The organism is Pseudomonas sp. S2_F07 (genome assembly GCF_054668325.1).
This window is the reverse complement of sequence record NZ_CP162758.1, coordinates 4293913-4307940: the sequence shown is the minus strand read 5'-3', so window position 1 is coordinate 4307940 and position 14028 is coordinate 4293913. Positions and strand designations below refer to the sequence as shown.

Genomic DNA, 14028 nt, shown 5'->3' with positions numbered 1-14028 from the left:
GATTCACTGCGCCTTGCCGCGCAAATCGAACACTGGCGCGTCGCTGGCCGGTTCGAACAACCCGCGCGCCTCGGAAGGCAGCAACAGCGAGTTGTTTTCCCCCGCCCCTGATTTGCTCAAGTCACGCAGCGCGTTGTAACGCTGCTGGCTGACCTGAGACAGGTCTTCCTTGCTGCGCACGATGGTCGGGCGCAAGAACACCATCAGGTTGCTTTTGGTCTGGGTGTCGCGGCTCCAGCGGAACAACGCGCCGAGGTAGGGAATGTCTCGCAGCAGCGGCACGCCGCTTTTCTGGGTGCGCACGCTGTCCCTGATCAGGCCGCCGATCACGATGATTTCGCCATCGTCGGCGAGAATGGTGCTCTTGAGTGCTCGCTTGTTGGTGATCAGGTCCGAGGAATCGATGCCCGACACCGACGGCGCGATGTCCGACACTTCCTGCTCGACCTCCAGGCGCAGCGTCGAGCCTTCGTTGATGTAAGGCTTGATCTTCAGGCTGATGCCGACGTCCTTGCGCTCGACGGTGGTGAACGGATTCTCCGCGCCGTTGCTGTTGGTGGCGTAGGAGCCGGTCTTGAACGGCACGTTCTGGCCGACGATGATTTCGGCTTCCTGATTGTCCAGGGTCAACAGGCTCGGCGTGGACAGCAGGTTGCTGTGGGTGTTGCTGGCCAAGGCCGAAATCAGCGCACCGAAGCGGTCGCCGCCCAGTTGCAGGATCGCCCCCTCCGGCGCCGATCTTTTCTCGTCGAACTTCAACCCGCCGACGATCGGAATGTCGGTGCCGGGAAAGTTGATGAAGCCCTTGGCGTCACCTGTGCTGAGGTTCCACTGCACACCGACGGCCTCAGCGATGTCGCCGGAGATTTCGACGATGGCGGCATGGATCAACACCTGGGCCCGTGGCTGGTCCAGCTGGCGCACGATGTTTTCGATGGTCCGTACCTGCGCCGGCTCGGCGATCAGCACCAGCGCGTTCTGGCTTTCGTCGGCCTTGATCATGAAGCTTGCACCGCCAGACGTGTCCTTGGCGTTGCCGATGGCGGATGTCTGCTTTCTGCCCTGCCCCATCGACTCCAGGATCTCGGCCAACTGCTTGGCATCGCTGTGACGCAGGCGAATCACCCGGGCATTGTCGAGGGTCGTGGTAGCCGGCGTATCGAGACCTCGGGCCAGTTCGATCAAGCGCTGGCGAACGACCGGCGGGCCAATGAAAACCAGGCGATTGGTCCCGGTGTCCGCCAGTACCTGTATCGCTGAATCGGTATTGCGCTTGCCCATGGAGGCCTCGATAACCGGCGCGACATCGCCCGCCAGGGCATGCTTGAGCGGGACCACCGCGTGCAGGTTGTTCTGACCGGAGTCCAGTTCGCGGATCACCCGCGCGATGCGCTTCACATTGGCAGCCGTGTCGGTCAGCACCAACGCATTGGCCGACACCGAAGGGCCGACATAACCATTGGCAGACACCAACGGTCGCACCAGCCCGGCGATATCGGAGGCACTGCTGGTGTTCAAGCCGATGACTTCGGTCACGAACTGCGACGCCGTAGTGGTTTTCACCGTGCCCTGGCCGGCCCGGGTCTTGGCCTCGGCAACCGGGGTGATGAGGATCCGGTCGCCCTCATCAATCACCGTGAAGTGGTGGGCGTCGAGCACCGAATAGAACAACCGACGCACGCCTTCACGATCGAGGGCCTGTCGGGACATGACCGTGACGCGACCGGAGACTTTGGGGTCCAGCACCACGGTGGTCCCCAGAATGTTGGAGATCTCTTCGACGATGTCGCGCAGCTCTGCGTTGTTCATCGCCAGCTGCCATTTTTCTTCCTCGGCCAGAAGCGCGCCGTGGGAAAGCGTTACCACCATGGCGACGAAAAAAATCACCGGTCGCAGTGCTTGCGCACCGAGAAAGCTATTCATGAACTTGATCACTCTGTCGACCCGGCAAGCGGGCTAAAAAAACGCGGAGAAACGCTGGGCACTTGGGGCTTGCCGTGGGGATCGAGCCGTTGCAGAAAACCCGCTGCGGGAGGCTGGAGCGTCAATAGTTCCTCTCGGCCTTTGCTCCACAACACCGCGTGGTCGGGCTCGACGCGACGCAAGACGCTGCCACCGGGCAAGCGCTCGCCGACCTGGTAGATGCGCGCGCCTTGTGAGTCCGCCAGTAACACCCGGGACAAGCCATGAGTGACGACGAAGCTTGCCTTCAAGGTCAGCGGTTCCGCGCTCGGCAGCAACTCGGCGCCCGTCGTCAGACCGAGCACCGTTGCAACCGCCGTTGCGTCGAGCGTTTGCCGGGGTGCGGGTGCGGTTCGCGAGGTTTCGACCGGCGCTGGCAGCATCAACTGTTCGCGATAGCGCCACTCCTGCCAGCCCAGGAACGCCCCATAGGCCAGCGGCACGACCAGCAGGCTCGCCTTGCCCAGGAGCAAGACCAGTCCGGCCAAGCGTTCGCGCGAAAGCATCACCATGGCCTCACTCAAGTCGCCCGGCCCCAGGCTTGCCACACAGACGCAAAGACATCCGTTGCAGCACCCGGCGGTTGCAGGCCTCATGCACGATGACGGCACCGATGTGGACGGCCAGCAGCAGCGACAACACCACACACGCCCACGTGTGGACCGTAACAAACAGGGCGATCAGGCATGGATCGCTTAACGGTTGAGCGATCCCGATAACCCCGAATACATTGATCGGGCGATCCATCATCAACACGCCGGTCACCAGGACGGCCCCGACGATGAGGTAAATCGATGAGTGCACGAACAGTGCGAGCACTTCGACAAGCGACAACGACCTCAGGCCCGAAAAACGGGTATGAGTGAAAAACAGAAACAGGCGCCACAGGTAAAACGGTATGAACACTGTTGTCAGTGAAACATTGAAGAACGCAACCGATTCCTTGATGTGCGCAGACACCTCGAAACCGGCCACAAGAAAACCAGACAGCAAGGTCCACAGGATCACCGCCGCAGACAACCAATGCAGCAGCACGCGCAGTCTGGAATAACCCGAAACCGTCATTTTCAACTCGATCAACATCAAGGGAATAAAGCTTCAGGCGATCGGCTACCGATCGCCTGAAGTGCTACGAGGGGGACTTACAACTTGTTCCACGCCATGTGCCAGTGAGCACCGACACTCGGTTCGAAGCCGTTGGCGGAGGGGCTGTACTGCTTGCAGTAACCCGACTCGGGGAACGGTTTGCACTCAAAGACTTCGTTGGTCTTCGGATGCAGCACCTTGGTACCGGCGGCGTAGTCGCTGAGGCCTTCAGGGAACACGAAATCGTATTCGATGCCGGCGCCCTCACCGGTCAGTTGGGTGGTCTGGGTGTCCTGACGGGTCGTGCGGCCATCCAGGGTGGTGCCGACCAGGGTCAAGGTGTGCGCGCCCGGGTTGCTGCGCACATCCATGGACAGCGAGGTGGAGCCACTGGCCACTTGTGCCGAGGTGGTGCCTACCGGTTTGTTGTTCTGGTCGAGCAAAGTGGCTTCGACGTTCATCGCACGGTTCGCGATCATGCTGAACTCGACCTTCGCCCGGCCCTTATCCAGAACGTATTCGGCTTGCTGCGAGGCCACCGACATGCGCGCAGCGGTGTCCTCCTTCATGTCCAGTTGCACTTCGTAGCGCACTACCCCGCTTTCTTTTTGTGCGTAGAGGCTGTTGGTGCCTTTGACCGGCTCGACATTGCCGCTCTCGTCGCGGATACCGGCGCGAACAAGGGTGTGGGTCTGGTTGATTTTCTCTGCCAGCTTGAACGACCAGTTTTGCGGCGTGCCTTCTACAGCGTTATCGATGCTGATTTCGACACTGTAGTCCGGGCTCTCGCCATTGCCGGTGAATGCGCGGGCCTTGACCTTGTCGCCCACCAACAGCGCCGTCGAAGGCGCAATGCTGCCTACGGAGGACCAGCCGCCAGGCAGTTCAGGCTCCGCCAGGATGTTCAGATCCGTAGCGTTGTAGAACGCGGCATCGGTATCGCCCACGGTCCAGATGGCCAGGACGACGTGATGACCAGACTTGTCTGCCGGAATGTTGCAGTTGTGCTTGTCGCTGGACTCCGGACGCTTGTTACCGCCGTCGATGGTGCAGAACGGCGTGCTTTCGAAAGTGGCGCGCTTGAGCGATTCGTTCGGATTCCAGCCGTTGCGGGTGATGAAATACTCGTGTTTGGTAGCCGGGTGAACCGCTGTGTAATGCCACTTGAAATCGATGTTGCGGTCCTTGATTTCAGTCAGGTGCCAACGGGTGGCGGACTGTGCATCCATGGCAGAAAACAGCGAGTGACCACCGCTGGCGATCTTGCCATCGACCGGCCCCTGCAAGGGAGCACCGCCGACGCCCGCCGGAAAGCCTTTGAAGGTTTCACCGACACTCTGCGGTTCGTACTGGGCGCCACCGCAGTTGGTGTTCAAGCCTTTCTGGCAAGCCAGCGCGCGCGACGGCGGCACTTCCAGATAGCCATGGGCGGAAACGGTTTGAGAGGCCAGCATTGCCGATAACAGGATCATCGATGAAGTGCAGGCCGTTAAAGCACTTCTTTTATCAAATGTAATTTTCATGATGTATTCCAGACTGCTTATCGAAAACAGGGCGCCTAGTGGGCGCCCCTGTTCGCTTCGTGATTGTTCGGCAATACGCCGGACAAGGGCCTGGAACCTTACGGGGATGGAGGAAAATTCTATGTAGGAGTAATCACCACGCGAGGCAGGAACAGTCTCTCCATGTCTCAATCCGACAAAGAAAGAAAACATTCTTACAGTTGGTGATGCTTTATTTTTTGAGCTTTTAAACGGCACAAAAAAACCTGTCCGGCGCGAGGCGGGACAGGCTTTGTGAAAACGGGCAATCGCTACTCGTGATACTGCGCCGACAGCTCATGTACCGCGCGCAGGAATGCACCAGCATGTTCCGGATCGACTTCCGGCGTGATGCCATGGCCGAGGTTGAATACGTGGCCGCTGCCTTTGCCGTAGCTGGCCAGGATGCGCCCGACTTCGGTACGGATGGCTTCGGGTTTCGCGTAGAGCACGGTCGGGTCCATGTTGCCTTGCAGCGCGACCTTGTCGCCAACACGGGCACGGGCGCTGCCGATGTCGCAGGTCCAGTCCAGGCCCAGTGCGTCGGCGCCGGCATCAGCGATGCTTTCCAGCCACAGGCCACCGTTCTTGGTGAACAGGATGACCGGCACCTTGCGACCTTCGTGTTCGCGGATCAGGCCGCTGACAATTTTCTTCATGTAGGCCAGGGAGAATTCCTGGTACGCCGCCGCCGACAGGCTGCCGCCCCAGCTGTCGAAGATCTGTACCGCTTGCGCACCGGCCATGATCTGGCCGTTAAGGTAGCTGGTGACTGTCTGCGCGAGCTTGTCCAGCAGCAGGTGCAAGGCTTGCGGGTTGTCGTAGAGCATGGTTTTGGTCTTGCGGTAGTCTTTCGACGAGCCGCCTTCGACCATGTAGGTCGCCAGGGTCCACGGGCTGCCGGAGAAACCGATCAGCGGTACGCGGCCGTTCAGTTCGCGGCGGATGGTGCTGACCGCGTCCATCACGTAACCCAGGTCTTTGTGCGGATCAGGAATCGGCAGGGCTTCGATGTCGGCCAGGGTGCTGACGACTTTCTTGAAGCGCGGACCTTCACCGGTTTCGAAATACAGGCCCTGACCCATGGCATCGGGGATGGTCAGGATGTCGGAGAAGAGGATCGCAGCATCCAGTTGTGGATAGCGGTCGAGCGGCTGCATCGTGACTTCGCAAGCGAACGCCGGGTTCATGCACAGGCTCATGAAATCGCCGGCCTTGGCACGGCTGGCGCGGTATTCAGGCAGGTAGCGACCGGCCTGACGCATCATCCACACGGGGGTGACGTCTACGGGTTGCTTGAGCAGGGCGCGCAGGAAACGGTCGTTCTTCAGGGCAGTCATGTCGGCATCCGGAAAAAAAGTGAGGGCATTTTCTCAGAGCCGGGAGCAAAAGGCACGGTTGCAGGTCAGCCTTTTGTCTATCGGGTCAATTTGTCGCGGTGGAATGCAGTATTTGACTCACCACAAAACGACTGTGGGAGCGAGCTTGCTCGCGATGAGGGCTTCACATTCAACATCTCTGCTGACTGATCCACCGCTATCGCGAGCAAGCTCGCTCCCACAGGGGGTATTACATTTAGTTCCGGGGCGGGGTTACACGCCCAGGTAATCCAGGATCCCTTCGGCGGCATTACGGCCTTCGAAGATCGCCGTCACCACCAGGTCGGAACCGCGCACCATGTCGCCACCGGCGAAGATCTTCGGGTTGCTGGTCTGGTGCTTGTACTGACCTTGTTCCGGCGCCACCACGCGGCCCTGGCTGTCGGTCTGGATTTCGAACTGCTCGAACCACGGCGCCGGGCTTGGACGGAAACCGAAAGCGATGACCACGGCGTCGGCCGGGATGATCTCTTCGGAGCCCGGGATCGGCTCTGGGCTACGGCGGCCACGGGCGTCCGGCTCGCCGAGACGGGTCTCGACCACCTTCACGCCTTCGACCTTGTCTTCACCGACAATGGCGATCGGCTGGCGGTTGTAGAGGAATTTCACGCCTTCTTCCTTGGCGTTCTTCACCTCTTTGCGCGAGCCCGGCATGTTCGCTTCGTCACGACGATAGGCGCAGGTCACCGACTTGGCGCCCTGGCGGATCGACGTACGGTTGCAGTCCATCGCCGTGTCGCCGCCGCCGAGTACCACGACCTTCTTGCCTTTCATGTCGACGAAATCTTCCGGCGACTTTTCAAAGCCCAGGTTGCGGTTGACGTTGGCGATCAGGAAATCCAGCGCGTCGTACACGCCCGGCAGGTCTTCCCCGGCAAAGCCGCCCTTCATGTAGGTGTAGGTGCCCATGCCCATGAATACCGCATCGTATTCTTCGAGCAGTTGCTCCATGGTCACGTCCTTGCCCACCTCGGTGTTGAGGCGGAACTCGATGCCCATGCCAGTGAAGACTTCGCGACGATTGCTCAGCACGGTCTTTTCCAGCTTGAACTCGGGGATGCCGAAGGTCAGCAGACCGCCGATTTCCGGGTTCTTGTCGAACACCACCGGGGTCACGCCGCCGCGCACCAGCACGTCGGCACAGCCCAGGCCCGCAGGCCCGGCACCGATGATCGCGACACGCTTGCCGGTCGGCTTGACCTTGGACATGTCCGGGCGCCAGCCCATGGCGAACGCGGTGTCGGTGATGTACTTCTCCACCGAACCGATGGTCACCGCGCCGAAGCCGTCGTTGAGGGTGCAGGCACCCTCGCACAGACGATCCTGCGGGCACACCCGGCCGCAGACTTCCGGCAGGGTGTTGGTCTGGTGCGACAGTTCGGCGGCCTGGAGGATGTTGCCCTCGGCCACCAGCTTCAGCCAGTTGGGAATGAAGTTGTGCACCGGGCACTTCCATTCGCAATACGGGTTACCGCAACCCAGGCAGCGGTGGGCCTGGTCGGCCGACTGCTGGGGTTTGAAGGGTTCGTAGATTTCCACGAACTCTTTCTTGCGTTGACGCAACAGTTTCTTCTTCGGATCCTTGCGCCCGACCTCGATGAACTGGAAGTCATTATTCAGACGTTCAGCCATTTTAAAACCTCATCAAACTCTTCAGGCGCATATCACTGCGGGTTGGCACGGGTGCTGGAAAGCAACGATTTCAGGTTGGCCGCCTTGGGCTTGACCAGCCAGAAACGACGCACGTAATCATCGAGGTTCTCGGCGAGTTCACGACCCCACTCGCTGTCGGTCTCCTCGACGTACTCGTTCAGCACGCGTTGCAGGTGGCTGCGATAGGCTTCCATCGCCTCGCCGCTGATCCGCTGGATTTCCACCAGTTCGTGGTTGACCCGGTCAACGAAGCTGTTGTCCTGGTCGAGCACGTAGGCGAAACCGCCGGTCATGCCAGAGCCGAAGTTGTACCCGGTCTTGCCCAATACGCAGACGAAACCACCGGTCATGTACTCGCAGCAGTGATCGCCAGTGCCTTCCACAACGGTGTGGGCACCGGAGTTACGCACGGCGAAACGCTCGCCCGCGGTGCCGGCGGCGAACAGCTTGCCGCCAGTGGCGCCGTACAGGCAGGTGTTGCCGATGATGGCACTGTCCTGGGTGCGGTAGACGCTGCCCTTCGGCGGAACGATGACCAGCTTGCCGCCGGTCATGCCCTTGCCGACGTAGTCGTTGGCGTCGCCTTCCAGGTACATGTGCAGGCCACCGGCGTTCCACACGCCGAAGCTCTGCCCTGCCGTGCCCTTGAAGCGGAACGTGACCGGCGCGTTGGCCATGCCCTGGTTACCGTGTTTACGCGCGATTTCGCCGGAGATCCGTGCGCCGATGGAGCGGTCGCAGTTGCAGATATCCAGGTCGAACTCGGCGCCGCTCAGGTCGTTGATTGCCGAGGAGGCCATGTCGACCATTTTCTCGGCCAGCAGGCCCTTGTCGAACGGCGGGTTGCGTTCAACGCCACAGAACTGCGGCTTGTCCGCCGGTACGTGGTCGCTGCCCAGCAACGGAGTGAGGTCCAGGTGATGCTGCTTGGCGGTCTGGCCTTCGAGGACTTCCAGCAGATCGGTACGGCCGATCAGTTCTTCGAGGGAGCGCACGCCCAGCTTGGCCAGCCACTCACGGGTTTCTTCGGCGACGTAGGTGAAGAAATTCACCACCATGTCGACGGTACCGATGTAGTGATCCTTGCGCAGCTTCTCGTTCTGGGTCGCGACGCCGGTGGCGCAGTTGTTCAGGTGGCAGATACGCAGGTATTTGCAGCCCAGGGCGATCATTGGCGCGGTACCGAAGCCGAAGCTTTCAGCGCCGAGGATCGCAGCCTTGATCACGTCGAGGCCGGTTTTCAGGCCGCCGTCGGTCTGTACCCGGACTTTGCCGCGCAGGTCATTGCCGCGCAGGGTCTGGTGGGTTTCGGCCAGGCCGAGTTCCCACGGAGCGCCCGCGTATTTGATCGAGGTCAGCGGCGATGCGCCGGTGCCGCCGTCGTAGCCGGAGATGGTGATCAGGTCCGCATAGGCCTTGGCCACACCGGCGGCGATGGTACCGACGCCCGCTTCTGCGACCAGCTTCACCGAGACCAGCGCCTTCGGGTTGACTTGTTTCAGGTCGAAAATCAGCTGCGACAAGTCTTCGATCGAATAGATGTCGTGGTGCGGCGGTGGCGAAATCAGGGTCACGCCCGGCACTGCGTAACGCAGCTTGGCGATCAGACCGTTGACCTTGCCGCCTGGCAGTTGACCACCCTCGCCGGGCTTGGCGCCCTGGGCGACCTTGATCTGCAGCACTTCAGCATTGACCAGGTATTCCGGGGTCACACCGAAACGGCCGGTGGCAACCTGCTTGATTTTCGAGCTCTTGATGGTGCCGTAGCGCGCCGGGTCTTCGCCGCCTTCACCGGAGTTGGAGCGCGCACCGAGGCGGTTCATGGCTTCGGCCAGGGCTTCGTGAGCTTCCGGCGACAGGGCGCCCAGGGAGATACCGGCGGAGTCGAAGCGCTTGAGCACCGATTCCAGTGGTTCGATCTCGCTGATGTCCAGCGGCGTGTCCAGGGTTTTGACTTTCAGCAGATCGCGGATCATCGACACCGGGCGGTTGTCCACCAGCGACGTGTATTCCTTGAACTTGCTGTAGTCGCCCTGCTGCACAGCGGCTTGCAGGGTGCTGACCACGTCCGGGTTGTAGGCGTGGTACTCGCCACCGTGGACGAACTTCAGCAGGCCGCCTTGCTGGATCGGCTTGCGCGGGCTCCAGGCTTCGGTGGCCAGGGCTTTCTGCTCGGCTTCGATGTCGACGAAACGCGCACCCTTGATGCGGCTTGGCACGCCACGGAAGCTCAGGTTGCAGACTTCCTCGGACAGACCGATGGCTTCGAACAACTGCGCACCACGGTACGAGGTGATGGTCGAGATGCCCATCTTCGACAGGATCTTGAGCAAGCCCTTGGTAATGCCTTTACGGTAGTTCTTGAATACTTCGTAGAGGTCGCCCAGTACTTCACCGGTACGGATCAGGTCGCCCAGCACTTCATAAGCCAGGAATGGATAGACGGCAGAGGCGCCGAAACCGATCAACACGGCGAAGTGATGCGGGTCACGCGCAGTCGCAGTTTCCACCAGGATGTTGGAGTCGCAACGCAGGCCTTTTTCGGTCAGGCGGTGGTGCACAGCACCTGTGGCCAGGGACGCGTGGATCGGCAACTTGCCAGGGGCAATGTGACGGTCACTCAGCACAACCTGGGTACGACCGGCGCGCACGGCTTCTTCAGCCTGATCGGCGACGTTGCGGATCGCCGCTTCGAGGCCGACGCTTTCGTCGTAGTTCAGATCGATGATCGCGCGTTCGAAACCCGGACGATCGAGGTTCATCAGCGAGCGCCACTTGGCCGGGGAAATGACCGGCGAGCTGAGGATCACGCGCGAGGCGTGTTCCGGCGACTCCTGGAAGATGTTGCGCTCGGCACCGAGGCAGATCTCCAGCGACATGACGATGGCTTCACGCAGCGGATCGATCGGCGGGTTGGTGACCTGCGCGAACTGCTGGCGGAAATAGTCGTACGGCGTGCGCACGCGCTGGGACAGCACGGCCATCGGCGTATCGTCGCCCATCGAGCCCACGGCTTCGTAGCCCTGTTCGCCCAGCGGACGCAGCACCTGGTCGCGCTCTTCGAACGTGACCTGATACATCTTCATGTATTGCTTGAGCTGATCGACGTCGTAGAACGCCGAACCGTGGTCGTTGTCTTCCATGGTCGCCTGGATGCGCAGGGCATTCTTGCGCAGCCATTGCTTGTACGGATGACGGGACTTCAGACGGTTGTCGATCGCGTCGGTGTCGAGGATCTGGCCGGTTTCGGTGTCCACGGCAAAGATCTGGCCCGGGCCAACGCGGCCTTTGGCGATCACGTCTTCAGGCTGGTAGTTCCAGACACCGATTTCCGAGGCCAGGGTGATAAAGCCGTTCTTGGTGGTGACCCAACGCGCCGGACGCAGACCGTTACGGTCGAGCAGGCACACCGCGTAACGACCGTCGGTCATTACCACGCCGGCCGGGCCGTCCCACGGTTCCATGTGCATCGAGTTGTATTCGTAGAACGCACGCAGATCCGGGTCCATGGTTTCGACGTTCTGCCACGCAGGCGGAATGATCATCCGCACGCCACGGAACAGATCGATGCCACCGGTGACCATCAGCTCCAGCATGTTGTCCATGCTCGAGGAGTCGGAACCCACACGGTTGACCAGCGGGCCGAGTTCTTCCAGGTCCATCAGATCGTTGGTGAACTTGGTGCGACGGGCCACGGCCCAGTTGCGGTTACCGGTGATGGTGTTGATCTCGCCGTTGTGCGCCAGGAAGCGGAACGGTTGAGCCAGCGGCCATTTCGGCAGGGTGTTGGTGGAGAAGCGCTGGTGGAACACGCAAATCGAGGTTTGCAGGCGCTCATCGCTCAGGTCCGGATAGAAGGCGGTCAAGTCCGCCGGCATCATCAGGCCTTTGTAAATAATGGTCTTGTGGGAAAAGCTGCACACGTAGTGGTCAGTGTCGGCAGCGTTGGCCACGGACGAGCGACGACGGGAGGTGAACAGCTTGACGGCCATGTCCTGATCGCTCAGGCCTTCACCGCCGATGTACACCTGCTCGATCTGCGGCAGGCGCTCAAGGGCCAGGCGGCCGAGGACGCTGGTGTCGATCGGCACTTTGCGCCAGCCGACCAGTTGCAGACCGGCGGCCAGGATCTCGCGGTTCATGTTCTCGCGAGCGGCTTCGGCCTTGACCGGGTCCTGGTTGAAGAAAACCATGCCCACAGCGTATTGCTTGGGCATTTCGACGCCGAAGGTTTCCTGGGCGATGGCTCGCAGGAACACGTCCGGCTTTTGAATCAGCAGACCGCAACCGTCACCGGTCTTGCCGTCGGCATTAATCCCACCGCGGTGGGTCATGCAGGTCAGGGCCTCGATGGCCGTTTGCAAAAGGGTATGACTGGGCTCGCCCTGCATATGAGCAATCAGGCCGAAACCGCAGTTATCCTTGAATTCATCTGGTTGGTACAGACCTGCTTTCATAGACACTTTCTCACCAGGCTGCTTCTCGCGAAGCAAATTTCTTTTCAATTCAACCACTTACCAACCGCGCCGAACGTACGCCAGCTTTGCGGGGGCAAAAGGGAGGTCATTGTACACACCGACACGGAGGCTCACAAATTTGACGACGAAATGTCGCAAATCTATGTCGCATTTGTGAAAGGTTTAAAGCGATCTGCTGTGCTAGTCAAAACTTTTTTTAATTCTGACCGCAACGACTCAAAGACTACTGTGACGCAGACACCACAAGGCACGCAGCCCGGAAGGTTGCGCGCACTTGTAGAAATTTTGAGGTGCTTGGAGAGGCGGCCTGGGTAAGGCCGCCGAATCTTCAGCGAGTTGTTGCCAGTTCCTGTTGGACGCTGGCGACAGTGCGAGGCCAAGGTTTACCAGCCTGAACCTTCGCTGGCAAGGCCTTGATGGCGGAAACGGCTGCATCACGATTGGCGAAGCTGCCGTAGGTGATCACGTAGAGCGGCTTGCCATTGAGGACTTTCTTGAAATAACGGTACTCGCCACCCTGCTCCTTGACGAAGCTTTGTGCGGCGGTCTCGGAGCTGGTGCCGAGGATTTGCACCACGTAGTTACCCGGTGCCTGACCGGCGTACCAGGTGCCGCCAGCAGCTTTGGCCGCCGGAGCGGCTTTCTCGGCAGGCTTGGTCGCCGCGGCAACGGCTGGCTTGGCTGGAGCTGGAGCTGGAGCTGGCTTGGCCACTGGAGCAGGCGCAGGCTTGGCAGTGGCGACCTGAGTCGGCGCAGGCGCAGGCTTGGCCGCTGGTGTCGGCGCAGGGCCGGCAGGTACACCCGCTGGTGGTGCAGTAGTCGTAACGGTCGGCGGCGTAGCGCTGGAGCCTTCTACCGGAACGCCATCATCGCCTTCGGTGATGCCGCCCGCGGCTTCAGCCAGTGGGGCGCGCATGACCGGTTGCGAGTTACCGACCAACGGCAATGGCATCGGCTGCGTGCTGCCGGCGAATTCGACGGCCGGAGCACCGCCATTCGCGGCTGGCTGACCCTGGCCAAGCGGCAGTTGCGCCTGTTCATTGGTCGGTGCACCGGTGGTCGGCGCCTTGTTGCGACCCGGAATCAACCAGGCGGCAGCTACCGCGACCACGACCACGGCGGAAATCGCCAATACGTGTTTCTTCGGCATATTGAACCCCATTTTTGGACGCTTGACCGCTGAGCGGCTGGCGATCATGGCTTCGATCATTGCATCGCGGGCGACCTGATTGATGCTGCCAGGCCAGCCTTCGGAGCTTTCGTGAATATCAGAGATCTGATCCGCGGTGAAAAGTTCGATACCGCGACCCGCGCCTTCGAGCCGCTGCTCCAGATATTCACGGGTTTCTTCTTCGGTGTAGGGCTGCAACTCGATGACGTGGAAGCGCTCTTCCTCGAGATGCAGAGCCTCAAGTTGACCGATCAGCGAGGTCTCACCGAACAGGAACACATGCGGGCGACCCTCAGGCGCGCCGGCAGCCAGGACCATCAGAGTCTCAAGGGCGGATTCGTCGAGTTGTTCGGCGTCATCGACCAGCAGATAGACTTCTTGCCCGGTCAGTGCGAGTTGCACCACTTGGGCCAGAATCGCGTCGGCATCAGCCTGGCCGACGTTCAGCGCCTGGGCCACCTGACGCAGCACACCGGCCGCATCGCCGGCGCCGCGGGCAGAAACCACCACACTTTGTACCGATTGCTTGTTGGTGCTGGCGACCAGGGCCTGACGCAACAGGGTCTTGCCACTGCCTTCGGGGCCAGTGACTACCAGCAGCAACTGGCTGTAGCGAGCCAGGTGATGCAGTTGTCCCAGCACGGGTTTGCGCTGGGCCGGGAAAAATTTGAAGCCAGGTACCCGTGGAGCAAAAGGGTCATGACTCAACTGGTAATGGCCGAGGAAAGCCTCGTCGGCATGCAAACTAGTCATCGTGT

At 60.8% G+C, this 14028-nt stretch carries 8 protein-coding genes; all 8 read right to left on the bottom strand.

From position 1 onward, the window contains the following. Positions 1-3: 3 nt before the first annotated feature. The 8 genes from gspD to AB4O40_RS19510 all read right to left on the bottom strand — a co-directional run bounded on the left by gspD (position 4) and on the right by AB4O40_RS19510 (position 14023). Positions 4-1923: a type II secretion system secretin GspD gene (gspD, locus tag AB4O40_RS19545; protein WP_460053617.1), complete on the bottom strand. Its 1920-nt coding sequence runs from the start codon at positions 1921-1923 to the stop codon at positions 4-6. Between the two features lie 8 nt (positions 1924-1931). Next, a complete protein-coding gene (locus AB4O40_RS19540) occupies positions 1932-2474 on the bottom strand; it encodes a hypothetical protein (protein ID WP_409078537.1) in 543 nt (180 codons plus the stop codon). Between the two features lie 4 nt (positions 2475-2478). Beyond that, on the bottom strand, positions 2479-3045 hold the full coding sequence (locus AB4O40_RS19535; RefSeq protein ID WP_236709757.1) for a cytochrome b: 567 nt from the start codon (positions 3043-3045) through the stop codon (positions 2479-2481). 59 nt (positions 3046-3104) lie between these two features. Continuing rightward, positions 3105-4571 (bottom strand): N-acetylglucosamine-binding protein GbpA, encoded by a 1467-nt coding sequence (gene gbpA, locus AB4O40_RS19530; protein WP_460053619.1) that lies wholly within the window; start codon positions 4569-4571, stop codon positions 3105-3107. 290 nt (positions 4572-4861) lie between these two features. Then, a complete protein-coding gene (gene hemE, locus AB4O40_RS19525) occupies positions 4862-5929 on the bottom strand; it encodes a uroporphyrinogen decarboxylase (RefSeq protein ID WP_056725688.1) in 1068 nt (355 codons plus the stop codon). Between the two features lie 252 nt (positions 5930-6181). Continuing rightward, positions 6182-7600 (bottom strand): FAD-dependent oxidoreductase, encoded by a 1419-nt coding sequence (locus AB4O40_RS19520; RefSeq protein WP_007975602.1) that lies wholly within the window; start codon positions 7598-7600, stop codon positions 6182-6184. Positions 7601-7632: 32 nt separating this feature from the next. Continuing rightward, positions 7633-12078: a glutamate synthase large subunit gene (gltB, locus tag AB4O40_RS19515; RefSeq protein WP_056725690.1), complete on the bottom strand. Its 4446-nt coding sequence runs from the start codon at positions 12076-12078 to the stop codon at positions 7633-7635. A gap of 349 nt (positions 12079-12427) precedes the next feature. Beyond that, positions 12428-14023, bottom strand: coding sequence for an AAA family ATPase (locus AB4O40_RS19510; protein ID WP_056725691.1), 1596 nt, complete (start codon positions 14021-14023; stop codon positions 12428-12430). Between the last annotated feature and the right edge of the window lie 5 nt (positions 14024-14028).